Here is a 22,236-nt window from a genome sequence, read left to right as displayed (position 1 = left end):
TTTCCCCACAAGGTTGAAAATGGGTTATAAGACGCAAGCGCAAAGTGGCAAGAGCCTATTGTTCATAGTCCCCCGATCAATCCTGTCGGTCACCGCAACTATGCACATATCCTAGTCCGCTATTGTCGGTAATTATCTGACCATCCAATAGTATGGGGCCATCACCGCGCGGTATAATCTCACCAATCACCACGGCCTCAACCGGCAGATTTTCTGGCTGTGCGGTTGTGAATAACAGGGCATAGTCATCTCCCCAACGCAGCATAGCCTTGCGCTTGGTATGCGCATCTTTCTGCTTCAGTTGACCAAGCATATGCGCCGCCTGTGATGAAAGCGGAACGGCATGGCTATCAATCCGCACAGTCACGTCACTGGCCTCTGCCAAACGATAAGCATCGATTAACAGGCCATCGGACACATCCATCATTGCACTGACAAAAGGGGCAAGTTTCTGCCCCTCTTGCAACAATGCGTGCGGCCGCAAAAAACTCTGTATCAGCTTAGGATCGCTCTCTTCCCCACGCTGCAAGGCTTCAAAGCCTAACATAGCATCACCAACAAAGCCGCAAAGGCACAGGCTATCACCAGGCTTTGCACCTTGACGAGATGGTGCGCCGCATGCTGGAGCTTCCCCTATCGCAGTCAGGCCGAAACTGCGCGGCGTATCAGCCCTGCCCCCGCTCACCGTATCACCGCCCAGTAACGGCACGTGATAATGGCTTAGCGCATCGCCCAAGGCTTTTGCAAAAGCACTATCTTGCGCGCTATTGCCCAAAATATACCCTAGCAAAACACCCAAAGGCCTGGCACCTTTTGCAGCGAGATCAGACATGTTGGTGGCGACCAGTTTCCACGCAATGTCGGCAGGGTCACTATCCGGCAGATAATGCACACCCTCTACCATCATATCATGGGTCAGGACCAGTTGCTGCCCTGCAAATGGCAAAACCGCTGCATCATCGCGCAAATTCCGCGCCGCCGGATGCTGGGCCAGTGCGCGCAGTGCGTCAATAAAGGCGGTCTCGTCACGCATATACGCCGCCTAACATAGGCATGGCGATCAAGAAAGGGCCTGTTCCATCGCCAGCCGCATGGCCAGATTGGCGCGTTTGCTAACCTGAGCATATGGCGCAAAGCCGTTAAACCCATGCGGTGCACCGGGATAAATCGCTGTTTCGACCGGAATATTTGCATCACGCAAACGCCCCGCAAAGGCGAGATTTTCATCCAAGAAAATATCCATATCACCACACATAATATAGGCAGGCGGCAAGTCTTTCAGATTATCCGCATAAGTAGCGGCTGCGTAGCCCTTACTTGGCGGACAGGCTGCATCATCTGCGGGTCTGTATAAAGACCATGCATGTAGCGACAAATTTCTGTTCCATATACTGTTCGGCAATTCCCAATGGCCAGATGGCGTGTCATGGCGATCATCAATCATGGGATAGAGCAAAAGCTGAATCGCAAGCTCTGGCCCATGCAGATCACGGTTCATAAGGGCAGCACTCGCCGCCAGCCCGCCACCAGCGCTTGCACCGGCTAGGGCAATTTTGCGCGGCTTCATGGTGTCGGCAACATGCTGGATGACGGCACAGACCTGCCGCGCTGCCAAGGGCGCACGGGCCTCTGGCGCCAAGGCATAATCAACCGAAATAATCGGAGCAAGGTCGGCAAAAAGACCGACCGCAGGGTCATCTGCACTGCCCAGCAAATAGCCACCACCATGCAGCCAGATGACAATACAATCGTCAAATTTAACCGGTGTTTTTTCAAAACAGATATAATCTGCCGTTCCACCGCCTTGCATCGCAATGCTTTTATGGGATTTGGCTCCCTCAAATGCTGGCACATTTTTCAGATTGTCCGCACGCGCATTGGCCAAAGCCAAGCGTGCAGCCGCGACATCGCGCAAAATCAGAGTAGTAATATCAGGCCCATCTGCCGGAAAGGCGCTGCGCAGTTCAGGGTCAATCCGATCAAAAAAATCCTGCATAGCGACCCCTTGTTATGGTGCGTGGTTTCTAACGAACGGCCTTGGCTACAGCATCCAATATACCATTAACAAATTTGGCATCTTTCTCATCAAAAAAAGCATGCGCTACATCGACATATTCATTTATCACGGTTGCGGTGTTGATATCCTTACGGTGGAGAAGTTCATAAACGCCGGCACGCAAAATTTGCGCCAAGGTCTTGTCCAGCCGTTCCAGAGTCCAACCCTCACTTAATCGCAGACTAAGATGTTCAACAATATCTTCATGATATTTCTCTGTACCCAGCACAATATCGTCAAAGAAAGCGATCTCTGCATCTGCATATTGCGCATCTTCAATTTCTCGGCCTAGCCGATGATCGTGAAATTCTTTCAACAATCGCGGCAAGGCCGTTGCTTCCATCTCGCGCTGATATAAGGCCTGAACAGCAGCAAGCCGTGCCGCAGAGCGTGACTGAGACCTTGCAGGTGCGGAATTACTCATGATTTCTGCCTTTTTTCAATACTGGCTGCATGTGCTGGCAAACCTTCAGCATGCGCCAATGCAGCCGTTGCCGGGCCAAGTTTTGCCAAACCCGCCTCATCCAATGCGATAAAGCTGGTGCGTTTCATAAAGTCCAGCACGGAAAGGCCAGAGGCAAAGCGCGCACGCCGCCCAGTTGGCAAAACATGATTTGGCCCTGCAATATAATCGCCAATAGCCTCCGGCGTGTGCCGTCCCAAAAATACCGAGCCAGCGTGACGGATTTGATCAAATAACGCGTCAGGATCATCGACGGCCAGCTCTACATGCTCTGCTGCGAGTGCGTTGACCAGCGGCATCGCTGCATCCAGCGTTTCAGTAACGATAATCGCACCATTAGCGTCCCAGCTTTGGGTCGCGACCTTGGCTGTCGCCAGTTCGGCCAATTGTAATTTCACGGCATCATCAACAGCATCTGCAAAAGCGGCATCATCTGTGAACAAAATCGACTGGCTGGTCGGGTCATGCTCTGCCTGACTGAGCAAATCGGCGGCAATCCAGTCAGGATCGTTCTTATTATCCGCAACGACCACAATCTCTGACGGACCAGCCACCATATCAATGCCCACCACGCCGTAAAGCTGGCGTTTGGCCTCAGCAACCCAGGCATTGCCTGGCCCTGTAATCACATCAACACGTTTAATGGTATCTGTGCCATAGGCCAAAGCAGCAACAGCCTGCGCACCGCCAATGCGCCACACTTCATCAACTCCGGCAATATGTGCAGCAGCCAGAACCAATGGGTTTACCTCTCCGCCCGGCGTCGGCGTCGCAACCACTAGCCGTTCTACGCCGGCAACCTTTGCGGGAATAGCATTCATCAACAAAGATGATGGATAAGCGGCCCTGCCCCCCGGAACATAAAGACCAGCCGCATCAACTGCACTCCAGCGAGCGCCAAGCCTGATATCCATGTCGTCGCGATAATCACGATCTGTTGGCTTTTGTGCTTCATGATAAGCGGTTATGCGCGTTGCCGCGAGATGCAGCGCAGCCCGCAATTCTTCATCCAGCGCATCATAGGCCGCCAGCATTGCATCAGCACCGATTTGCCAACCGCTTTCTGACAAATGGTGACCATCAAAGCGCGTGGTATAGTCGGCCAATGCTATGTCACCGCGTGCACGCACATCGGCAATGATATTCTCCACATCGCGTTTTACATCGCCATCATTAGCCCGATCAGCACGAACCAGCCGGTCAAAACGTTCTGTGAAGTCATGATCTAGGGTGTTGAGTCGTAAGCTCATGCTGCACTCTCGGCTGTATTGGCTTTACGCTCTGCGACCATATTGCGAAATGCATCGATCATCGGGGCCAGCACAGCATGATTGGTCTTCAATGCCGCGCGATTGACAATCAACCGTGCAGAAATCGGCATGATCTCCGTGGTTTCTTCCAGCCCGTTTTGCACCAATGTCCGCCCTGATTCGACCAGATCGACAATATGGTGGGCCAGACCCAGTGATGGCGCTAATTCCATAGCCCCGTTCAGCTTTACACATTCGGCCTGAATACCGCGATCATGGAAATAGCGGCGGGTAAGATTGGGGTATTTTGTCGCAACGCGAACATGGCTCATGCGCGACAGATCCATATTCTGTCCCTTAGGTTCTGCCACGGACAGGCGGCAATGGCCAAAGTCCAGATCAACCGGCGCATAAAGATCAGCATAATCAAATTCATCAATCACATCAGAACCGACAATGCCCATATGCGCCGCACCATAGGCAACAAATGTCGCAACATCAAAGGCGCGCACACGGATGATATCCATATCGTCGCGGTTGGTGGCAAAGCGCAAGGACCGGTTGCTCTTGTCAAAAAAGCCCGGTTCCGGTTTAACGCCCGCACGCTCCAGCAAGGGCAGCGCGTCGTCTAATATGCGCCCTTTGGGCACAGCAAAGATAAGTCGGTTTTGCATGCGCCATCATTTAGGTGCTGCTGGCCAAAAGAGCAATGACGCAAACACCCACATAACCGCCTAATTTTTCGCTCAGGCGCAGGGCGATATGCAGACACGGGGAAGAACTTCTGATAAGTCGATATTATGACAGCACCCAATGCCTTCCCGCCTGATCCGCAAAGCAATGTTTTTAATCAACCCGGCCCCGAAGGTGTCCGCGCGGCCTTTGCCAATCAAGTGGCCTATTGCACGGCCAATGACGCCCCGTTGACCGCGGCGGTCTGTGAAGCACTCAGCAAGGTTTTGGATGATGACAGCCAATTTGGCCGCGCTGTTCTGGCATGGGGCGGCAAGCCTATGGCCGATGGCTTGCCACTGCGCTGTGCTGCGGCGTTTCATGATTTGTATCTAACAGGCAAACACCCCGCGCTAAACCCGCTATATGCTGGTGATAACAATGCATTAGAGCAAGCGAAGACGCTGATCCGTCAGGCGATTAAACGGCATGATGGTGATTTGCTGCCTTGGCTGGATACACCGCCGCAAACCAATGAATCAGGACGATCCGCCAACTTTATGGCTGCAATGCTGTGGCTGGCGAAGCAGGGCCTGCCCAATGATTTTGAGATATGTGAAATTGGCTCAAGCGCAGGCATAAATTTAATGATGGACCGCTATCATTATAATCTGGGCGGCACATTGAGCGGTCCGGACGATGCCGCAATGCAATTGGCGCCTATATGGCATGGCCCGCCGCCGCCAGCACAAAACATATCTATCGCCTCTTTGCGCGGCGTCGATCTCACGCCGCTGGATTTGACCGATAAGGCGCAAGCACAGCGGCTAAAGGCCTATATATGGCCTGAAAATCGCGATCGCTTTGCCCGTATGGAAACAGCCATTGCCGCTGCACAGCTAGCCGCGCCACATTTGGAGCAAGGCGACGCAGCCGATTTTGTTGAGCGAGCAATGGCAAAACCCATTGCCCCGCACACAACGCGCATTTTAATGCATTCCATCGTCTGGGTCTATTTGCCTGACGCAACACAAAACCGCATCATCGCGGCAATGGAAAAAGCCGGCGCACAGGCCAGCAAGGATGCGCCGCTGGCTTGGATTATGCTGGAATCCAGCCGCTATACATTACGCCATGAATTAAAGGTGCGTTATTGGCCCGATCCGCATGGAAAGGAATGGCACAAATTGGCAGAGTCCCATGCGCACGGCCAATGGGTCAAATGGATGGCCGGGGATTGATGTAACCCCCCGATAAAGCCGCCCGTTAGTTTAGGAAATCGTCCATTGCCGCCGTTACCGCTGCATGATTTTCCCAAGTGACGAAATGCCCGCCCGGCAGCTGCACAAGTGTCAGATTATCAATCAAATCATCCAACCCTTCCAGCAGGCTGGGCCGCAGCGCGTGATCGTCCATAGCCCAGACCAGCAGCACCGGCATTTTCAGCACTGGAAAGGGCTTATCCAGAAAGGCCTGAACCATAGGTGGTGGCGGGCTGTCATCATCCATTGCGGGGATGGTGATCGCGCTGGCACGGTACCAGTTTATCATCGCCGTAAATGCGCCCGGTGTCTGCCATTGGGCAAGATATATCGCCTTTTCATCATCGCTTATCGGCGTCTGTACATGATCGGCAAAATTGTCTTGATAATAGGCTTCCCAGCCTTTTTGTGCGACATAATCCTCAAAATGCGGGCCGCGAAACGCCGTGATATATTGCGTCGCGGCGCGCTGATCCATGTCGGTATAGATCGCCTTTTGATAGGTATAAGGGTGCGGCGCATTGGCAATGATAAGCTGTGACACACGCTCAGGATGCGTCAGCGCTGTGGCCCATGCACCGGCACCGCCCCAATCATGCCCCGCCAGCACAAATTGATCGACGCCCAGAGCATCGGCCAGCGCCACAACATCGCCAACCAGTTTTTGCACGCTATATTCAGCCACACCCGCTGGCTTGTCTGATCCGCAATAGCCGCGCTGATTGGGCGCAATAACACGGTGGGTTTTGGCAAAATGCGCAATTTGGTGCCGCCATGTGCGGTGGCTTTCAGGAAAGCCATGCAGCATAATCAAAGGCGGCGCGTCCTCTGCGCCTTCAATCGCCACTTCCAAAGTGACGCCGGTGGACAGAGCCACACGGTGCAAAGGAAACTCAAAATTATCACTGTTCATGTCACGGCTCATAGCGCTTTTACCTCGACGGTCCGCTCGGTCACCGCTTCCCCTGTATTGCGGGTGCTGTTCGGCTCGACCAGCAGTACATGGCATTCGTCGGTGATCGTCTCTGGCTTATGCTCCATGCCCGCCGGAATGATCAGCATCTCGCCTTCATCCAGATCAACTGGCGCGCGCTCGTCTGCACCATCACGCATACGCATTCTCAGCCGCCCCTTAACCACCAGAAACAGCTCATCCTCTTTCTTATGGTAATGCCAGTCAAATGCGCCCTGTAATTTGGCCAGCTTAATCGCTGTCTCATTCACCTGCCCCGCCAGATGCGGCTGCCAATATTCGCTGAACGAGGCAAAGGAGGCTTGAAGCGAAACTTTCTCAGGCATATTAGGCATTGGGCACATTCGCCTTAATGCTGAGCGCGTGGACGCGGTCGCCGGGTATATCGCCCAACGCCTTATTGACCATACGTTGGCGCATCACGCGCGACACGCCTTCAAAGGCTGCGCTGTCTATAATGATGGTAAAGTGCGATTCACCGCTGCCGTCATCCCCGCTATGCCCGCGATGGCGCGCGCTATCGTTGATAATCTCCAGCCGTTCAGGCGCAAAGGCCGCGACCAGCAATTCTTCCATCTCTTTGGCGACGGAGCCTTTTTCAGCCCCCTTTGATTCTGTACTCATGTCACCCTATATGGCTGGTCTTGATGCGAAACAGAACCCCCTTAAACATGCGGCGCATACGCCATGGCTGATGGCGCAAAGTCAAAACGCACCAGTGCGCGCTTTCATGGGCGTTATGAAGATACGCAGCAAAGCTGCGACTGGCCCACATGCCCGGAAAGCGGAGAGTTTCGCGCACCGCCGTTGGAGTCCGCCTCTGGCCAATCGCGCTATGATGGCCCTGGCGAATGGCGCTGGTTCTGCCTTGAACATATCCGCATGTTTAATGCGGGCTATAATTATTTTGCGGGCATGAGCCCTGATGAAATTTATGAGGCGCAGCGCCCGCACAGCGGATGGGAACGTGAGACCCGCGCCTTTGCCAGTGCACCGGTTGATACACCGGCATGGGCAAATTTTCAGGATCCACTGGATGCCATTGGTGCGCGTTTTAAAGATAATTTGAAACAGCGTTCGCAAGCAGGCACTGGCCAGCCCAATGCGCCCAAATATGCCCCTGCCATTATGAAGGCGCTGAAAACGCTTGGTCTAGACGATAAAGCCGACACGCCGACTATCCGCCGCCGCTATTCAACACTGGTGCGGCAATATCATCCTGATCGCAATGGCGGTGACCGCAGCCATGAGAAAAAATTGCAGGCTGTGATTGATGCCCGGCAAGTGCTGCGCGATGCCGGGATATTGGGCCCAAAAGCCAAATGACAGATGCGCAGGTCAGTTACAAATATGCAGATTGCGATGCACACCAACCATCAAAATCATCGCCGATTATAAACTCGCTCTCGACACATACCGCTTTTACCGATTATGACCCGTTTCAAATCAAAACCGCTTGGATATAATGCATGACTGATATTCCCAATATTTCTGCCGGCACCGAAGGCACGACCATTATGGACACACCTGACAAAATGGTCAGCGCGCGTGAAATGTTCGGCATTGATACGGATATTGAGATTCCGGCCTTTTCAGAAGCTGATGAGCGCGTGCCTGATGCTGATCCGGGCTATGTTTTCGACCCGGAAACCACCTTGGCCATATGCGCAGGCTTTGCCCATAATCGCCGCGTGATGATCCAGGGCTATCATGGCACGGGCAAATCCACCCATATTGAACAAGTCGCAGCCAAGCTGAACTGGCCCTGCATCCGTATCAACCTTGATGCGCATATCAGCCGGATTGATCTTGTCGGCCGTGATGCGATTGTGCTGCGCGATGGCAAGCAAATCACAGAGTTTCGCGAAGGCTTGCTGCCATGGGCATTGCAAACACCAACCGCTCTGGTGTTTGACGAATATGATGCAGGTCGCCCCGATGTCATGTTCGTCATTCAGCGCGTGCTGGAGACAGAGGGCAAATTGACCTTGCTCGACCAAAACCGCGTAATCCGCCCGCACCCCTATTTCCGCCTGTTCGCCACCGCAAACACTGTTGGCTTGGGTGACACCAGCGGCCTGTATCACGGCACGCACCAGATTAACCAAGGCCAGATGGACCGGTGGAACATTGTCTGCACTCTGAATTATCTGCCCGCCGAGACAGAGGCCAAAGTCATCCTGTCCAAAGTGGGTGAGACAGACCCATTAATTGTCGACAAGATGGTGATGGTTGCCGATCTGTCGCGTCAGGGCTTTATCAATGGTGATATCTCCACTGTGATGAGCCCGCGTACTGTGATCAGCTGGGCGCAAAACCATGCGATATTTAACAATATCGGCTTTGCCTTCCGCATGACCTTCCTCAACAAATGTGATGAAGCCGAACGCATGTTGGTCGCTGAATATTATCAGCGAGTCTTTGGCGAAGATTTACCGGAGAGCATAATCGGGGGCTGATAGGAGCGAGCACATATGACCCAAGAGCCTCATGGCGTGCATGATTATGCAGATGATCCGCGCAATGCCGATATATTGGTGTCAGTGAATGGCGAGCTGAAGCACCGCGATGAGGCCAGTGTATCGGTCTTTGAATCAGGCTATATTTTGGGTGATGGCGTATGGGAAGGACTGCGCGTCAGCAATGGCGGCATAGCCTTTTTGGACGTGCATTTGAAACGCCTTTATGCCGGGGCGAAAGCTATTGCCATGGATATCGGCCTTAGCCCTGAAGAACTGACCCAAAGGCTGTTTGACTGTCTGAACGCCAATGGCATGACGGACGGCGTGCATATCCGCCTGATGGTGACGCGTGGCATAAAGAAAACGCCTTATCAGGGTCCGCGATTTACCATTGGTAAGCCAACCATTGTCATCATCCCCGAATATAAGGCGCCTGTAGCGCAAGTCATTGAACGCGGACAGAAATTGTTCACCGTGCATGTTCGCCGCACCGGGCCGGCGGAGCAGGATCAAAAGCTCAACTCTCACTCCAAGCTAAATTGCATATTGGCGTGCATTCAGGCGGACGAAGCAGGCGCGGATGAGGCGCTGATGCTGGACCCTGATGGCTTTGTAGCAACCTGCAATTCCACCCATTTCTTCATAGTGCGCGATGGGGAGGTCTGGACCTCTCCACCAGAATATTGTCTGGGCGGCATTACACGCGGTAATATTATCCGTATTTGCCGAGAGGCCAATATTCCGGTGTTTGAAAAGCGCTTCTCTCTCTTCGATGTCTATTCAGCAGATGAAGCATTTTTGACCGGCACTTTTGCTGGTGTCAGCCCTATTCGCGAAGTCGATGGCCGCACTATTGAAACGCTGAATGGCCCGGTTTCAAAGCGCATCTCTGCTTTGTATAAAGAGCTGGTGCACAATAGCCTGACACCCATTGCCTAGGCGGCGGTGATGAGCGCAATATTTGCAAAGCCGCTACGTGTCGCTCTTTGGTCAGGCCCACGCAATCTATCGACCGCGATGATGCGCAGCTTTGACGCACGCAGTGATACATATGTGGTTGATGAACCTTTCTATGCGGCTTTTCTGGCCATCACTGGTTTAAACCACCCGATGCGCGATGAGATATTGGCGGCACATGAGACGGACCCTGAAGCGGTCATCAATATGCTGACCAAAGCCCCTGCCCCGGCACCTATATTTTACCAAAAGCATATGTGTCATCATATGGTCGATGGCATAGATCGCAGCTGGATGAGCACTGTGCGCCATGCCTTTTTGATCCGGCATCCGGCCCGTGTTCTGGCCTCTTATGCCCATAAAATGGAAAGTGCATCGCTAGAGGCTATCGGCTTTGTACAACAGGCCGAATTGTTCGACCATGTGACAAACGATCTGGGTCAGCCGCCCATAGTGATTGATAGTGATGATGTTCTGCTCAACCCGGGCGGGGTTCTGGCAGCTTTGTGCACTGCTTGGGGCATAGATTATAGCGGCGAAATGCTCAGCTGGCCGGCAGGTTATCATCCACAAGACGGGGTTTGGGCACGCCATTGGTATAATGCTGTTATAAACAGCACCGGCTTTGCTCCCCCGTCCAAAGATAAGGCTCGCGATCTGCCTGTGTTATCAGGCGATTATGCTAATATTGCACGTCTGGCATTGCCTTATTACGAGAAACTATCGCAGCACAGACTTAAGGCCTGATATCACATCCGTCATTCTGCATCTGGTTCAGGAGTTTTTTCTGTAAACTCCAGCAAGATTGCCAACCCCGCCCATACGGACAATGTCGGCAACAATTTTTCCGGAAAATCAATATCGATTCCTTTAACTTTATAAATATCAACATACCATGCAAGGCCCAGCAAACTAAACATCATCATCATGTTCCAAATCCGCCTATGGCTATAGCTGACTATCAATATCGTAGACACTATGGTCGCCGTAGCGATCAACAATACGACATAGTCTTCCACTGACATGGCTTCGATGTTGCCCAAGCTAACGCCGATAATCGCACCAAAGAATATATTGAGCGCATTGAGCGATGCCTCATATTCGCGCTGGGTCAATTTATTGGGGTCGCCAACATTGCGCTTTATCATTTGCACTTGCTCGGTAACCCTTTTGACCAATGCCTCGACCATGAATTTGCTCTCCAAGAGTAAAATTAGCGCTATGCTAATAGCGCGGCGATGCATATGTAAACAGCTATGACTGAACGCACCCCCATTGACGACTTTAAAACTGTGTTGGCTGGTACTGCCCGGGCAATATCGCATGAGGATGAGGTGGAACTAGCCTTCACTGCTGACCCACCATCGCATTCGGGCAGCAAAATGAAAGTGCCGATGCCGCAACGCGACCTGCCAGCCGATCAAGTGGCGCAGGCGCGAGGATATTCTGATCTTTATGCGCTAAAATTGCGGCACCATGATGCCTCTTTACACAACGCCAAGGCCCCGCATGAGGCCGTTGCCCGCGCCGTTTATGATGCAATGGAGCAATTGCGTTATGAGGTGCTGGGTGGTCAGGCAATGCCGGGTTTGGGCGATAATCTGGATGCTGCGCTGGAGATGCGCATGCGCAGTGACCCTATTTCACGCGCAACACAGCGTGACGAAGTGCCGCTCTCTACAGCTGTATCGCTGATCGCGCGTGAACGTTTGACTGGTCGGCCGATACCAGAACGGTGTCAAGATGGCGTAGAGCTGGTGCGCCAATGGGTCGAAGAGCGTGCTGGCGACGATATGGATTCATTGCTCGATCAACTGGGTGATCAGCGCGGTTTTGCTGATATATTGCAGAACCTGCTGACAAGTCTTGAACTGAGCGAAGGCCAGTTTGACGAAGAAGAGGGCGACGACCAAGACGGCGATGCCGAGGGTGAAGACGAGCAGGAAGAACCCGAAGACGGCGAGGAAGAAGCCAGCGGCGACCAAGGCCAGACCGAAGCGCGCGGTGAACAGCAAGAAGGCGATAGCGCCGAAGAGAATGATAGCCAGCAAGCCGAAAACGAGTTTGACGAAGACGGCGATGGTGACCCGGGCGATGCCGGTGATGATGGCATGATGCCGGTAAGGCCCAACCGGCCATGGACTGATCTGCCCAGTGACTTTGACTATAAGGCCTTTACTGAGCGGCATGACGAGCAAATTGCTGCTACCGAGCTGTGTGACGAAGAAGAATTGGGCCGTTTGCGCGATTATCTCGACCAGCAATTGACGCATTTGCAAGGCGCTGTCACCAAATTGGCGAACCGTTTGCAACGCCGCCTTATGGCGCAACAAAGCCGTAGCTGGGACTTTGACCAAGAAGAAGGCTTGCTGGATGCGGCGCGGCTCGCGCGGGTTGTCATTAACCCTGGCCAATCACTATCTTACAAGATAGAGCGCGATACCGATTTTCGCGACACAGTCGTTACTATGCTGATAGATAATAGCGGTTCGATGCGTGGGCGTCCTATCTCTATCGCCGCGATTAGTGCCGACATCATGGCCCGCACATTGGAGCGTTGCGGCGTCAAGACAGAGATATTGGGCTTTACCACCAAGGCATGGAAAGGCGGTCAATGCCGTGAGGAATGGATGGCAGATGGCAGGCCGACCAACCCCGGACGGTTAAACGACCTGCGCCATATAATCTACAAACAGGCAGACGAACCATGGCGCCGAGCACGCAAAAATCTGGGCCTGATGATGCGCGAAGGGCTGTTGAAAGAAAATATCGATGGTGAGGCATTGCTATGGGCGCATAAACGCCTGATCATGCGGCCCGAAGAACGGCGCATATTGATGGTCATTTCTGATGGCGCGCCAGTTGATGATTCCACATTATCGGTCAATCATGGCGGCTATTTAGAGCAGCATTTGCGGCAGGTTATCGACTGGATTGAAAAAATGTCTCCCGTACAGCTTATCGCAATCGGCATCGGCCATGATGTCACCCGATATTATCGCAGGGCCGTGACCATTATGGATGCCGAACAATTGGGCGGAACTATGGTCGAGCAATTGGCCGAACTGTTCGACGATGAATAGATCAATATATAGATTATAACATTTGATTATCGTCAAAATGCTATGCTTCCTGAGGCCCTTTTACACATAATTAACCCTCATCCTTTACCGAAATATGAGGTAAAATTACGTAAATGAGGGTTTACTATGGACATGTCTGGCCAGTTCAAGGTTGATGGGCCACCAGAATATTCGGAACTTGCAAAAGTGTCTGATAATGATGTTCGCCAAACCATGCTTGAACGCTCTTTGCGTGACCCCTTCAAGAAGCGGCTCAGCAATATTCTGCCATTATTGATGATAGCCTATACTGCGGCAAATACCTCCAGCCAGTCATTTGTCTGGCAGCTAGTGGCCGCCCAAAGCGCCACTCTCATCTTGGCTGCAGTCATTGTTACAAAACTTCTACAAGCATTTGAGCGAGACAAGGATAGCCGCACCATAAATGCCTTATGGCTATTTACCGAAGGTTTGGCAGGCGCAATTTGGGGGGCAATGTTGCTGGCCATTACCGATCCCTCCATTACTGGACATAGTTTATCGGTATACTCTTTCACAATATGCGCATCGGTTATCGCGGGTTGCATCATTGCGGCTACAGCCCCCGGCTTATCCCAAGCACAAATTATAGGCTTCTCCCTCACAGCGATACCCATTGCTGCTTATCATCAGGATATCTTAGGATGGTCTGTCCTTCTGGCATTGATAGCCATGCCTTTTGGTGTTTGGATTTGCATAGTGCAAGTGCATGACCAGACGCATAGGGGCGTAAAAACTGAGATTAAGAATGTTCTGCTAGCGCGTCATTTGGCCGAAGCATTACAGGTCGCAGACTTTATTTCCCGCCATGACAGTTTGACCAGCCTGTTAAACCGCCGTGAACTGGTCCAATCTGCCCAAAATCTGCGGCAAAACGACCCGGAACGCGAAGGCGTGGTCATCCTGCTCGATCTCGACCATTTCAAAGCGATTAATGACCGCTTTGGCCATGCATCCGGTGATTTGGCTATCAAGAAAACTGCAGAAATATTACTATCTAGCGCTGATGAAAACAGCATGGCCTATTCAGATAGCCATGCAATTGCGCGTTGGGGCGGCGAGGAATTTGTGGTTCTTCTAGCTGACACAAGCATTCAACAAGCCGAAAAGTTTGCTAATAGCGTTCGCGCAAAATTGATTGATCACAAATGCCCAAAATGGCCGTCAGACGTCTCTCTGACAGCATCATTTGGCAGCACGTCGTGGCGACCTAGCGAATCTATTGAACAGGCTATCGCGCGCGCAGACAGAGCGATGTATCGCGCAAAGGAAAAAGGCCGGAACAGACTGGTCTATGCGGAATAAACTCCAACATAGAAGCCTGGCCATTATATTATTTTTCGTTCTTAAGAACCCGCTCGATAAATTTGCTGGATAGCTGGGCGAATACAGCGATTTCCAGATCAACATTGCCTTGGGTCGTCCCATAGTCTGCAATAACATAGCGGCTCAAGAAAACTTGCCTGTCAGTAACGATCCCTGCCTTACCGGCGAGGAAAGACGCGTTAAAGTCTAGCAAACGTTTAAAGATTTCGAGGACTTCGGTTTGAGAGGCATTCTTTGGGAACGCCCATAAAGACCGCATCTCCATGCCGTTACAATCAGTTAAAGCGGTTTCGTCTTCACAGCCGAGAAAAGTGAAAATAATCTTCAATCCACCCTTGTTGACGACCAACACTTTGGAGTTGCCATATTCTGAGAAGCTGGTTTGTAGACGATAGTGATCGGCAATCGCACGGACAGTGTCAACACCCAAGGTAATTGGCTTATTTTTATCAAGCTCCTGCGCAAAAGCACTGTTGGGCAATAAAACCATAGCCGATATAAACGCAAAGAAACTGATTGGAATTTTTGAAAACATGATATGCAATCCTCCCGGATATGAGGTTAAACAATCTTATCCTGGCGTAAAGTCTCAATATCTGCTCTTCCCTCCGATACCATGTGCCAATATTTGAATAAACGATATGGTATCGCAATAAAAAGATGATATCCAATGGGTCAATCCAAACCCCAAACCGTAACTAGGATAATATTCCGCTGGCTTATTGCTATATTATATTTCGGTGCCGGTATCGCGCATATATTACAGCCAGAAGGTTTTCTGGCCATTACGCCAGATTGGGTTCCTTTTCCTGAGCAAGTGGTTTTTTGGACAGGTGCAGCAGAAATTGCGGGCGCTATCGGGATAGTAACACAGCGGTTTCGTTATGCCGCCGCCATTGGATTGGCGCTATACGCGCTCTGCGTCTGGCCGGCCAACATCAATCATGCCGTCAACAATATTGCTATGGGCGGCAGCACATTAGGGCCGGGCTATCATATCCCGCGATTGATATTACAGCCTGTCATCATATGGTGGGCCTTATGGGCGGGCGGGGTCACGGATTGGCCGTTTAGGCGCAAAAAATAGTTGAACCCAGCGCGCAAAACGCAGTGCTTACCAATGGCCAGTACCGGGCAATCCTTTGATCGGGCCTTTTATTCTGTCGGTAACCCAGCCACCGTAAAAACCTCCCGGCTGTGGCCGAACGCGTTCATCGCCAACAAAACATTCCACCTTATTTGGGTAAAATGAAAACCAGCCAGCAATTTCTGCATAGCCTTCTGACAGATCATCAAAGGGGTCAGGATAGGCCCATGCCGCACCCTTGATAGAGCGCCCATTTGGCAGATGCAGATCATAGCTGACGCCAACGCCTTTCCATTCGCATATGGACATATCGCCATTGGGTGATAGCCAATCAGTACGCACATGCTTAGGCGGTAAATAGGGACAGGGCGCGCCTGCTGTCTCTTTCATGTCCAGTGCCGCATCGCTTTGCGCAATCATGTGACCATCACATTTGACCATTATAGCCGCAGGAGCGGGCACCAAAATAGGCGGGCGCGGATAGTCCCAAACAGATTCCTCACCGGCATTTACCGGCTCAACCCCCGCTGGCCTAAAGTCACGATCCCAATGGTCACGTACTGCTTTGACCTTTGCCAGCAAGGCAGCCTTATCAGGCAGTACAATGTCATTCATTGCTCAGCACCATCATTAGACGTGCGTGGCTGCGCATCCGTCCAAGCACAGCCTGCACGCAAATCATCACCAATGCGCAATGTCGCGACATAGGGGTAGCGCGTATCTGACATGGTGTCGCTGCACTCACCCGGTGTGATAGCCAGCAGCATATCTTGCCCTGAAAGCCGTCCACTAAAAGACAAACCACCGCGACCAGCAAATCTGGTGACATCTATACGTACACCATCTGGCTGCTCGGGTGTGGTGTACAGCAATGTCGCGCCATCTATCTGCCCACCCCAAAAAGGTTCATTACCGGCTAGAGAAATACTCTCATCTTCCGCAATTGCAGCAAAGGGCTGACTATCGCCAGTATCACCTGGAACATTGCCATTGCCAGCACCGCCACTGGGTGAGCATGCGGACATCAGCACCAGTCCAGCGAATGTTGCTATAAGCAGGCTAAGTTTCATATGCCCCATGCGATTACCCCCAAAATTACCGATAAACCGCCAAGCCGGACCGATAAGGGCCAGCGCAGTTTCAACCACCACTCCGGCGCAAAATCAGCCAGCCTTTTGTCCACCAGTGGCGATATCATCAGGCACAGACCCAAGAGCAGCAGCATCGGGCCAATCCATGTCAGCCCAATCAGCCATAGCGGCAAGAAACTGGCCAGTGCAATAAGGCTGGGCGCTATAGCTGCCCAATATAGCCAATCTGGCACGCTGCGGCCCTGTGCCGAACCTGCCGCCGCAATGCCCCACCATAGGCCACCCAAAAAGGTGAAGATCAAGGCTGCATAGGTGTGTGCCAGCATCAAGGCATTAAACCGCCATGTCTCATCCGCCACCAGCATAGCAATAAGGCATGCAATTTGCGGCAGCAATCCGGCATGGCCCAAATAACGAGCGGTATTCGGCATAGCGGCAGGCTGGTCATTATTGGCAGGGTCTGTCATGCTATCTGATTAGCAGCAGCCACACAGCGCAGCAACGCCAGATAGATGGTTTTCACTCAACGCCTGTTGCGCTTTTATACGCAGAGCATGAAAAAATCCGCCACATGCATAGCCGGTTAAGGCGCAGCGCGTGGCGGATTTCTATCATATAACTGGCACCGCCTTATAGCAGCGCCAATCTATATTCAGGTGATTAGTCAGCTTGTGACAGGTTCACTGCTGATGCTTTACCGTTTTGGCCGGTTTCGATTTCATAAGCAACGCGCTGATCTTTATCGAGCGTTTGCATACCAGCAGCCTGTACAGCAGAAATATGCACAAAGCTGTCAGATGAACCATCGTCAGGCTGAATAAAGCCATAGCCTTTATCGGTATTGAAGAATTTTACTGTTCCGGTCTTGCTCATAATGGTTTCCTTTCAAGAAACTTTTAGCAACCCGCCAAACAATATGGCGGGACATTGATGTTTCAACCCGCACACCGTTGCGCGCGGGAGGCGTTAAATCGTCTTTTGAAAGGAAGTCGCCATCTGCAATTTACCGCTCATAAAGGGTCTGGCCCTGAGCAAACGGCAGTCGTCAAATCTCGAAGTCCGTCGCAATTTTTCGACGTCAACGATGTGCTGTTAGCAGAGCCAGTGCAGAATGGCCAATGTTAGTTGCAAAAACCTCGATTTGGCATTTGCACTCTGACTGTTGGTAATGCACCATGGCACTCTGTGCATTACAAATCCGGCATAATAGATCGGACATTATAGGATGGATGCGATTATGGCTGAACAGGCTCCGATAACAGATAAAGCTGATATGTTGCATGGTCATTGCCTGTGCGAAGCAGTGGGCGTTAGCTTTACCCCGCCCGGCAAGCATATTGATGCATGCCATTGTTCCATGTGCCGCAAATGGGCTGGCGGCCCGCATATGGGTCTGCCCATGGTGACACAGGCGCATTTTACGGGTGAGAGCAATATTGAACGTTTCGCATCATCAGACTTTGCCGAACGCGGTTTCTGCAAAACATGCGGCACGCACATCTTCTACTATTTCAAACCGCAAAAGGCCTATTCCTTTCCCGCTGGCCTGTTCGATGGTTTAGAAGGCTTCACCATGACCGAAGAAATCTTCATCGATGCAAAGCCCGATTATTATGATTTTGCCGGTGAGCGCGAACGCCTGACCGAAGCGCAAGTGATGGTGAAATTTGCCGCTGCCATTGAGGGTATTGCGCAGGAAGAGAGCCAATGACCATAAGAGCACCCATATTGCTTACCTTCGCGGCCTTATTCATGCTTAGCGGCTGTGTTGGCCAGGCCGGGCCCGTGGGCAACAGCGCGGTGCCTCAGCCTGTCAAATCGGTTGAGATCAGCCGCTATCTGGGCCGGTGGTATGAAATGGCGCGTTATGAAGCACCGTTTCAAAAAGGCTGTGAGGGCGTGACCGCAGATTATAGCCTGCGCGACGATGGTAAGATTGCCGTCATCAACAGCTGCACAAAGAATGGCAAAGTATCGACCGCTAAGGGGCGGGCAAAAATTGTTGATGCAGAGGATGGCCAGCCGCAAAATGCTAAGCTGAAAGTTTCCTTTTTCGGGCCTTTTTATGGTGATTATTGGGTGCTTGACCGCGCGGAGCCTAATAGTTCGGGCCAATATGACTGGTCGATAGTGGGTGAACCCAGCGGCCGTTATCTGTGGATGCTAACCCGTACAGCCAACCCCGATGACAATGTACGCGCGGCCATAAAGGCGCGTGTTATCGACATGGGCTATGACTGGTCTCTGGTCAGACAAACAAAACATGACTAGGCTGTACCCAACAATATAAGCAAAACATAATAATCCGTCGCCCAAAGGCATTGCCTATGCCTTTACCTCCCCATTTGCGAAATGAGGCATAATGAGCAGTCAAAAATCAGATTTTACCGTCCCTGGAGAGCCACCAATGGGGTTTCTGGCCCGCATGGTCTTCCGGTTATTGGTCTTCATTTATCGCTGCCATAAATTTACAGCCATTGGTGAAAAACCGGCCTTCCCCAAATTTATCATTATAGCGGTGCCGCATACCAGCAATTGGGATTTCCCCAATTATGTCGGCCTGACCCGCGAGCTTGGCCTGCGCACGCGCTTTATGGCAAAGTCCAGCCTGTTCAAATGGCCCATGACTCGCTTCATGGCGCAAGTTGGCGGCGTGCCGGTGGAGCGCGATTCCACCCGCGATATGGTGCAGCAAATGGCCGACAAAATTGCCCAGAGCAAAGAATTTATCCTTACCATAGCGCCAGAAGGCACACGCAGCGCATCAACGCGTTGGCGCACCGGATTTTACCATATAGCCATGGCGGCCAATATCCCCATTGTCTGCGGCTTTATGGATTATGGCAGCCGGCGTGCTGGCTTAGGCCCCGTCATCCACCCGACCGGCGATTATGAAAAAGATATGGCGCCCGCCTTTGCCTTTTATGAAGGCATGACCGGACTGCGCGGCGAAGGCCTGAAAAGCTAGACCGCAAAATGGCTGTTACTATCTTGGTCGATGCCGATGCGTGCCCGGTTAAGGATGAGGTGTATCGCGTTGCGCAGCGCCATAGCGCAATGGTCTATATCGTTAGCAATGCGCCCTTTCGCGTACCCGTCGGTCCGTTGGTGAAACGCATATTGGTGAGCGACGGTTTCGACGCTGCCGATGACTGGATTGCGGACTATGCCGAACAGGCGAGCAGCCCCGTCATCGTCATCACCGCTGATATATTGCTGGCTGATCGCTGTATAAAGGCAGACGCAATAGTGCTGGCGCATAATGGCAAGGTCTTTGACGCGGCCAGCATAGGCAGCGCCATCGCCACCCGCGCCATAATGGCCGATCTGCGCGCCGGAATGGACGGCATAACCGGCGGCCCGCCCCCTTTCAGCAAGGCAGACCGATCACGGTTTCTGCAAGCCTTGGACGGGGTTTTGGTGAAGTTGGCGCGGACATGATGGTGAAACAAACCGTCCATTATTCTCAACCTTATTTTTAGAAGATAACAATTCTGAATACAGCTTCCCTGTCAGAGAGAGAGAGAGAGAGAGAGAGAGAGAGAGAGTTATATGATAAACAGGGTACCGACTATGTACTGATATGATATTCTGATATTTAAGATGTCACTCTCATAATTAAATGAGATCAATTAAATTCGAAAGGATATAAGATTATGGCGGAAATTATCTCAGAAACCGCCATACAGAGACGGCGATATTGGATTGACGAAGTTATTACACTAAACGGTGATTTCAGCGCAGACTCAAAGCGTATTGAGACTAAGTTGCACAAAGAGATTTGGGTAGATGGCGTAAATGCTCTCCTTGATCACTTACGCCTTTGTTCTGCTATTCCTGAATTTTATAGACATAACTCTAGTGAAGAGAAACTATACTCAAAGTACACAGATGCTCTCATTTCATCTGCTTACAACTTTATGAAAATGCATAGCACAGTCCTTACCGAACGTGCTGATGCCGCTGATGTTGAAGCAGTGAGCGATGATTATAGCTTTGTCGCAGATGCAAAAGTTTTTCGACTAAGTCGCACTGCCAAAAATCAGAAAGACTTTAAAGTGCAAGCCATGGATGGATGGAAAAGAGGCAAACCTTACGCAATGGTTGTTTGTCCACTCTATCAACTGCCTTCGCGTAACAGCCAAATCTATCAGCAAGCAGCGGCTAGGAATGTTTGTGTTTTCTCATATTCGCATCTCGCGGTTTTGGTAAGATTTGCTGAAGCGCAAGGAACTAAAGCATCGCGCGATCTCTTGCTTGAGATATTCAAAACCGTTGAGGCACTTAATCCTTCTAAGGATGCAAATGCTTATTGGTTAGCCGTTAACAAAGTGATGCTAGGATTTAACAACGGTATTTCCAGGCTATGGCAAGACGAAAAGCAGGCGACTGTTGAAAGCATAAAAGTATCGAAAGAAATAGCACTCACTCACATTGCTCGCGAGCGCGAGAAAATTATGAGACTCTCACATGAAGACGCTCTCAAACAACTTGTTTCTATGCATAAAGTCAACACCAGAATGAATGTCATTTCAGCAGTCTCTGACAACAGACTTATGTCGTTCACTTAGCTATTAAACAAGTCATTCTCTAGGCGAGCTTGTGCCGTTTTAAAATATTCAGGGTTGTTTTCAATTCCAAGATAATGCCGTCCTAAATCACGCGCGGCCACCAATGTCGAACCACTGCCTGCGAAAGGATCAAGAACGAGTTGACCTTTCTTTGTACTAAGCTCGATAATAGCTTGCATAAGTTTTACAGGTTTTTGCGTAGGGTGCAGGCCTGCTTCCCCTTTCATAAATCCGCCAGTAAGGATATTCTCAGGATCATCTCTATAACGTAAAAAGGCCTCTTGATTATAAGCACCAACCTCATGTGCAAGTACGTTATCAGCAATCGTCGTGCCAATTTTATAAGGTTTGGTGAACCATAGAACTGGTTCAAAGGTTGGCCGAAGATTGCCTACGCGCCAGCCTTTCCATGTTTCAGCTGAGAGATTGTCCCCTCGCCTATCATATACGACACTTAATCTTTGCGCACGATGGGGCGCACGTTCGCGCACCCAAGCGAGCTGGTCTTTAAGGTTGAAACCAGCATCTTCCATAGCGCAGATACAGCGATGTGCCAGTCGCCTTCCTGCAAAGACAAATGCGTTGCCTCCGGGTTTGAGGACACGAAACCAATCAGCCGCCCATTTGCTGCACCATTCTTGATATTCGCGCGGTATCGCTCTGTCAGCTTCCGACCAGCCATTAATGGGCTTTCCACGCTTCTTAAAGACCGCTCCCGCAGATTGTTGAGCGGGGCTAGAGCCAAGATAGGCCGTATTCGTGTTGTTATGCAGCACGTCCCAATCTTCAGCTCCAATTCCATATGGTATATCACTTAATATGAGATGCGCGACTGAATTAGGAATACTCTTTAATATTTCGAGGCAGTCACCACGAAGCACCTCGTTAACAAACATAGGCTGTTCTAATTGTTGAAGTTTTGGACTATCACTTCCCATATTTGTGCGTACCAAATAACTTTCGTT

At 51.3% G+C, this 22,236-nt stretch carries 28 protein-coding genes; 13 read left to right on the top strand and 15 right to left on the bottom strand.

The genetic code is table 11. The annotated features are described in order from the left end of the window. Window positions 1-76 precede the first annotated feature (76 nt). Genes thiL through hisG form a run of 5 tightly spaced genes read right to left on the bottom strand, consistent with a single transcriptional unit; the run spans window position 77 to window position 4,443 of the window. On the bottom strand, window positions 77-1,033 hold the full coding sequence (gene thiL / locus ACR9YC_RS02045) for a thiamine-phosphate kinase (RefSeq protein ID WP_438729215.1): 957 nt from the start codon (window positions 1,031-1,033) through the stop codon (window positions 77-79). Between the two features lie 27 nt (window positions 1,034-1,060). Next, window positions 1,061-1,996 carry an alpha/beta hydrolase fold domain-containing protein gene (locus ACR9YC_RS02040; protein ID WP_438729213.1) on the bottom strand — a complete coding sequence of 312 codons (936 nt, stop codon included), beginning with the start codon at window positions 1,994-1,996 and terminating at the stop codon, window positions 1,061-1,063. Window positions 1,997-2,024: 28 nt separating this feature from the next. Further along, the gene (gene nusB / locus ACR9YC_RS02035) at window positions 2,025-2,480 is read right to left on the bottom strand and encodes a transcription antitermination factor NusB (protein WP_438729211.1); all 456 of its coding nucleotides are present in this window, start codon (window positions 2,478-2,480) and stop codon (window positions 2,025-2,027) included. Beyond that, complete coding sequence (hisD, locus tag ACR9YC_RS02030) at window positions 2,477-3,769, bottom strand: histidinol dehydrogenase (RefSeq protein WP_438729209.1); 1,293 nt, start codon at window positions 3,767-3,769, stop codon at window positions 2,477-2,479. The genes nusB and hisD overlap by 4 nt, the downstream gene beginning before the upstream one ends. Continuing rightward, the gene (gene hisG, locus ACR9YC_RS02025) at window positions 3,766-4,443 is read right to left on the bottom strand and encodes an ATP phosphoribosyltransferase (RefSeq protein ID WP_438729207.1); all 678 of its coding nucleotides are present in this window, start codon (window positions 4,441-4,443) and stop codon (window positions 3,766-3,768) included. Before hisG ends, hisD begins: the two co-directional genes overlap by 4 nt. A gap of 126 nt (window positions 4,444-4,569) precedes the next feature. Between hisG and ACR9YC_RS02020 the strand changes: the two genes are divergently transcribed. Continuing rightward, a complete protein-coding gene (locus tag ACR9YC_RS02020; protein WP_438729205.1) occupies window positions 4,570-5,682 on the top strand; it encodes a DUF2332 domain-containing protein in 1,113 nt (370 codons plus the stop codon). A gap of 25 nt (window positions 5,683-5,707) precedes the next feature. On the opposite strand, the gene ACR9YC_RS02015 is transcribed toward ACR9YC_RS02020, so the two are convergent. Genes ACR9YC_RS02015 through ACR9YC_RS02005 form a run of 3 tightly spaced genes read right to left on the bottom strand, consistent with a single transcriptional unit; the run spans window position 5,708 to window position 7,300 of the window. Then, window positions 5,708-6,616, bottom strand: coding sequence for an alpha/beta fold hydrolase (locus tag ACR9YC_RS02015; RefSeq protein ID WP_438729203.1), 909 nt, complete (start codon window positions 6,614-6,616; stop codon window positions 5,708-5,710). An 8-nt stretch (window positions 6,617-6,624) separates the two neighbouring features. Continuing rightward, window positions 6,625-7,011 (bottom strand): cupin domain-containing protein, encoded by a 387-nt coding sequence (locus ACR9YC_RS02010; RefSeq protein WP_438729201.1) that lies wholly within the window; start codon window positions 7,009-7,011, stop codon window positions 6,625-6,627. Then, window positions 7,004-7,300 carry a BolA family protein gene (locus ACR9YC_RS02005; RefSeq protein WP_438729199.1) on the bottom strand — a complete coding sequence of 99 codons (297 nt, stop codon included), beginning with the start codon at window positions 7,298-7,300 and terminating at the stop codon, window positions 7,004-7,006. The genes ACR9YC_RS02010 and ACR9YC_RS02005 overlap by 8 nt, the downstream gene beginning before the upstream one ends. 63 nt (window positions 7,301-7,363) lie before the next feature. Here ACR9YC_RS02005 and ACR9YC_RS02000 point away from each other — a divergent pair, with 63 nt between their 5' ends. From ACR9YC_RS02000 to ACR9YC_RS01985, 4 genes are all read left to right on the top strand, one after another. Continuing rightward, window positions 7,364-8,002, top strand: coding sequence for a J domain-containing protein (locus ACR9YC_RS02000; RefSeq protein ID WP_438729197.1), 639 nt, complete (start codon window positions 7,364-7,366; stop codon window positions 8,000-8,002). Window positions 8,003-8,145: 143 nt separating this feature from the next. Continuing rightward, window positions 8,146-9,135, top strand: coding sequence for a cobaltochelatase subunit CobS (gene cobS, locus ACR9YC_RS01995; RefSeq protein WP_438729195.1), 990 nt, complete (start codon window positions 8,146-8,148; stop codon window positions 9,133-9,135). 15 nt (window positions 9,136-9,150) lie between these two features. Continuing rightward, window positions 9,151-10,077 carry an aminotransferase class IV gene (locus ACR9YC_RS01990; protein WP_438729194.1) on the top strand — a complete coding sequence of 309 codons (927 nt, stop codon included), beginning with the start codon at window positions 9,151-9,153 and terminating at the stop codon, window positions 10,075-10,077. A gap of 9 nt (window positions 10,078-10,086) precedes the next feature. Beyond that, a complete protein-coding gene (locus ACR9YC_RS01985) occupies window positions 10,087-10,842 on the top strand; it encodes an HAD family hydrolase (RefSeq protein ID WP_438729192.1) in 756 nt (251 codons plus the stop codon). A gap of 11 nt (window positions 10,843-10,853) precedes the next feature. Here the strand turns inward: ACR9YC_RS01985 and ACR9YC_RS01980 are convergent, their stop codons facing one another. Then, complete coding sequence (locus tag ACR9YC_RS01980) at window positions 10,854-11,285, bottom strand: hypothetical protein (protein ID WP_438729190.1); 432 nt, start codon at window positions 11,283-11,285, stop codon at window positions 10,854-10,856. A gap of 66 nt (window positions 11,286-11,351) precedes the next feature. On the opposite strand from ACR9YC_RS01980, the gene cobT reads away from it, so the two are divergent. Next, the gene (cobT, locus tag ACR9YC_RS01975) at window positions 11,352-13,178 is read left to right on the top strand and encodes a cobaltochelatase subunit CobT (protein WP_438729188.1); all 1,827 of its coding nucleotides are present in this window, start codon (window positions 11,352-11,354) and stop codon (window positions 13,176-13,178) included. A gap of 126 nt (window positions 13,179-13,304) precedes the next feature. After that, complete coding sequence (locus tag ACR9YC_RS01970; protein ID WP_438729186.1) at window positions 13,305-14,501, top strand: diguanylate cyclase; 1,197 nt, start codon at window positions 13,305-13,307, stop codon at window positions 14,499-14,501. A gap of 28 nt (window positions 14,502-14,529) precedes the next feature. Here ACR9YC_RS01970 and ACR9YC_RS01965 read toward each other — a convergent pair whose 3' ends face one another. Next, window positions 14,530-15,057, bottom strand: a complete 528-nt coding sequence (locus ACR9YC_RS01965) for a YbjN domain-containing protein (protein ID WP_438729184.1) — start codon at window positions 15,055-15,057, stop codon at window positions 14,530-14,532. A gap of 135 nt (window positions 15,058-15,192) precedes the next feature. Between ACR9YC_RS01965 and ACR9YC_RS01960 the strand changes: the two genes are divergently transcribed. Continuing rightward, complete coding sequence (locus ACR9YC_RS01960; protein WP_438729182.1) at window positions 15,193-15,609, top strand: DoxX family protein; 417 nt, start codon at window positions 15,193-15,195, stop codon at window positions 15,607-15,609. A 27-nt stretch (window positions 15,610-15,636) separates the two neighbouring features. Here ACR9YC_RS01960 and ACR9YC_RS01955 read toward each other — a convergent pair whose 3' ends face one another. The 4 genes from ACR9YC_RS01955 to ACR9YC_RS01940 all read right to left on the bottom strand — a co-directional run bounded on the left by ACR9YC_RS01955 (window position 15,637) and on the right by ACR9YC_RS01940 (window position 17,573). Beyond that, window positions 15,637-16,224 carry a DUF427 domain-containing protein gene (locus ACR9YC_RS01955; RefSeq protein WP_438729180.1) on the bottom strand — a complete coding sequence of 196 codons (588 nt, stop codon included), beginning with the start codon at window positions 16,222-16,224 and terminating at the stop codon, window positions 15,637-15,639. Then, window positions 16,221-16,688: a COG3650 family protein gene (locus ACR9YC_RS01950; RefSeq protein WP_438729178.1), complete on the bottom strand. Its 468-nt coding sequence runs from the start codon at window positions 16,686-16,688 to the stop codon at window positions 16,221-16,223. Before ACR9YC_RS01950 ends, ACR9YC_RS01955 begins: the two co-directional genes overlap by 4 nt. Next, window positions 16,676-17,167, bottom strand: coding sequence for a DUF3429 domain-containing protein (locus tag ACR9YC_RS01945; protein ID WP_438729176.1), 492 nt, complete (start codon window positions 17,165-17,167; stop codon window positions 16,676-16,678). Before ACR9YC_RS01945 ends, ACR9YC_RS01950 begins: the two co-directional genes overlap by 13 nt. Before the next feature lie 193 nt (window positions 17,168-17,360). Beyond that, on the bottom strand, window positions 17,361-17,573 hold the full coding sequence (locus tag ACR9YC_RS01940) for a cold-shock protein (protein ID WP_438729174.1): 213 nt from the start codon (window positions 17,571-17,573) through the stop codon (window positions 17,361-17,363). A 364-nt stretch (window positions 17,574-17,937) separates the two neighbouring features. Between ACR9YC_RS01940 and ACR9YC_RS01935 the strand changes: the two genes are divergently transcribed. The 5 genes from ACR9YC_RS01935 to ACR9YC_RS01915 all read left to right on the top strand — a co-directional run bounded on the left by ACR9YC_RS01935 (window position 17,938) and on the right by ACR9YC_RS01915 (window position 21,271). Then, window positions 17,938-18,411, top strand: coding sequence for a GFA family protein (locus tag ACR9YC_RS01935; protein WP_438729172.1), 474 nt, complete (start codon window positions 17,938-17,940; stop codon window positions 18,409-18,411). Further along, window positions 18,408-18,971 (top strand): lipocalin family protein, encoded by a 564-nt coding sequence (locus ACR9YC_RS01930; RefSeq protein WP_438729170.1) that lies wholly within the window; start codon window positions 18,408-18,410, stop codon window positions 18,969-18,971. Before ACR9YC_RS01935 ends, ACR9YC_RS01930 begins: the two co-directional genes overlap by 4 nt. Window positions 18,972-19,062: 91 nt before the next feature. Further along, entirely contained in the window at window positions 19,063-19,668 is a 606-nt protein-coding gene (locus ACR9YC_RS01925; RefSeq protein ID WP_438729168.1) for a 1-acyl-sn-glycerol-3-phosphate acyltransferase, read from the top strand. A gap of 8 nt (window positions 19,669-19,676) precedes the next feature. Then, window positions 19,677-20,141 (top strand): YaiI/YqxD family protein, encoded by a 465-nt coding sequence (locus tag ACR9YC_RS01920; RefSeq protein WP_438729166.1) that lies wholly within the window; start codon window positions 19,677-19,679, stop codon window positions 20,139-20,141. 215 nt (window positions 20,142-20,356) lie between these two features. Beyond that, the gene (locus ACR9YC_RS01915) at window positions 20,357-21,271 is read left to right on the top strand and encodes a HindIII family type II restriction endonuclease (protein WP_438729164.1); all 915 of its coding nucleotides are present in this window, start codon (window positions 20,357-20,359) and stop codon (window positions 21,269-21,271) included. On the opposite strand, the gene ACR9YC_RS01910 is transcribed toward ACR9YC_RS01915, so the two are convergent. After that, a complete protein-coding gene (locus ACR9YC_RS01910; protein WP_438729162.1) occupies window positions 21,268-22,209 on the bottom strand; it encodes a DNA-methyltransferase in 942 nt (313 codons plus the stop codon). The genes ACR9YC_RS01915 and ACR9YC_RS01910 overlap by 4 nt on opposite strands. Between the last annotated feature and the right edge of the window lie 27 nt (window positions 22,210-22,236).

Origin of the sequence: Parasphingorhabdus sp. DH2-15, from assembly GCF_051668705.1 — a bacterium.
In the GTDB taxonomy this organism is placed as follows: domain Bacteria; phylum Pseudomonadota; class Alphaproteobacteria; order Sphingomonadales; family Sphingomonadaceae; genus Alterisphingorhabdus.
Note: the sequence above shows the minus strand (reverse complement) of the source record. Positions and strands in the feature narration are given on the sequence as shown.

Bases quoted from the DNA above. Each gene is read 5' to 3' on its own strand.
- thiL (WP_438729215.1), bottom strand. From the start codon at position 1,033: ATGCGTGACGAGACCGCCTTTATTGACGCACTGCGCGCACTGGCCCAG.
- ACR9YC_RS02040 (WP_438729213.1), bottom strand. From the start codon at position 1,996: ATGCAGGATTTTTTTGATCGGATTGACCCTGAACTGCGCAGCGCCTTT.
- nusB (WP_438729211.1), bottom strand. From the start codon at position 2,480: ATGAGTAATTCCGCACCTGCAAGGTCTCAGTCACGCTCTGCGGCACGG.
- hisD (WP_438729209.1), bottom strand. From the start codon at position 3,769: ATGAGCTTACGACTCAACACCCTAGATCATGACTTCACAGAACGTTTT.
- hisG (WP_438729207.1), bottom strand. From the start codon at position 4,443: ATGCAAAACCGACTTATCTTTGCTGTGCCCAAAGGGCGCATATTAGAC.
- ACR9YC_RS02020 (WP_438729205.1), top strand. From the start codon at position 4,570: ATGACAGCACCCAATGCCTTCCCGCCTGATCCGCAAAGCAATGTTTTT.
- ACR9YC_RS02015 (WP_438729203.1), bottom strand. From the start codon at position 6,616: ATGAACAGTGATAATTTTGAGTTTCCTTTGCACCGTGTGGCTCTGTCC.
- ACR9YC_RS02010 (WP_438729201.1), bottom strand. From the start codon at position 7,011: ATGCCTAATATGCCTGAGAAAGTTTCGCTTCAAGCCTCCTTTGCCTCG.
- ACR9YC_RS02005 (WP_438729199.1), bottom strand. From the start codon at position 7,300: ATGAGTACAGAATCAAAGGGGGCTGAAAAAGGCTCCGTCGCCAAAGAG.
- ACR9YC_RS02000 (WP_438729197.1), top strand. From the start codon at position 7,364: ATGGCTGATGGCGCAAAGTCAAAACGCACCAGTGCGCGCTTTCATGGG.
- cobS (WP_438729195.1), top strand. From the start codon at position 8,146: ATGACTGATATTCCCAATATTTCTGCCGGCACCGAAGGCACGACCATT.
- ACR9YC_RS01990 (WP_438729194.1), top strand. From the start codon at position 9,151: ATGACCCAAGAGCCTCATGGCGTGCATGATTATGCAGATGATCCGCGC.
- ACR9YC_RS01985 (WP_438729192.1), top strand. From the start codon at position 10,087: ATGAGCGCAATATTTGCAAAGCCGCTACGTGTCGCTCTTTGGTCAGGC.
- ACR9YC_RS01980 (WP_438729190.1), bottom strand. From the start codon at position 11,285: ATGGTCGAGGCATTGGTCAAAAGGGTTACCGAGCAAGTGCAAATGATA.
- cobT (WP_438729188.1), top strand. From the start codon at position 11,352: ATGACTGAACGCACCCCCATTGACGACTTTAAAACTGTGTTGGCTGGT.
- ACR9YC_RS01970 (WP_438729186.1), top strand. From the start codon at position 13,305: ATGGACATGTCTGGCCAGTTCAAGGTTGATGGGCCACCAGAATATTCG.
- ACR9YC_RS01965 (WP_438729184.1), bottom strand. From the start codon at position 15,057: ATGTTTTCAAAAATTCCAATCAGTTTCTTTGCGTTTATATCGGCTATG.
- ACR9YC_RS01960 (WP_438729182.1), top strand. From the start codon at position 15,193: ATGGGTCAATCCAAACCCCAAACCGTAACTAGGATAATATTCCGCTGG.
- ACR9YC_RS01955 (WP_438729180.1), bottom strand. From the start codon at position 16,224: ATGAATGACATTGTACTGCCTGATAAGGCTGCCTTGCTGGCAAAGGTC.
- ACR9YC_RS01950 (WP_438729178.1), bottom strand. From the start codon at position 16,688: ATGGGGCATATGAAACTTAGCCTGCTTATAGCAACATTCGCTGGACTG.
- ACR9YC_RS01945 (WP_438729176.1), bottom strand. From the start codon at position 17,167: ATGACAGACCCTGCCAATAATGACCAGCCTGCCGCTATGCCGAATACC.
- ACR9YC_RS01940 (WP_438729174.1), bottom strand. From the start codon at position 17,573: ATGAGCAAGACCGGAACAGTAAAATTCTTCAATACCGATAAAGGCTAT.
- ACR9YC_RS01935 (WP_438729172.1), top strand. From the start codon at position 17,938: ATGGCTGAACAGGCTCCGATAACAGATAAAGCTGATATGTTGCATGGT.
- ACR9YC_RS01930 (WP_438729170.1), top strand. From the start codon at position 18,408: ATGACCATAAGAGCACCCATATTGCTTACCTTCGCGGCCTTATTCATG.
- ACR9YC_RS01925 (WP_438729168.1), top strand. From the start codon at position 19,063: ATGAGCAGTCAAAAATCAGATTTTACCGTCCCTGGAGAGCCACCAATG.
- ACR9YC_RS01920 (WP_438729166.1), top strand. From the start codon at position 19,677: ATGGCTGTTACTATCTTGGTCGATGCCGATGCGTGCCCGGTTAAGGAT.
- ACR9YC_RS01915 (WP_438729164.1), top strand. From the start codon at position 20,357: ATGGCGGAAATTATCTCAGAAACCGCCATACAGAGACGGCGATATTGG.
- ACR9YC_RS01910 (WP_438729162.1), bottom strand. From the start codon at position 22,209: ATGGGAAGTGATAGTCCAAAACTTCAACAATTAGAACAGCCTATGTTT.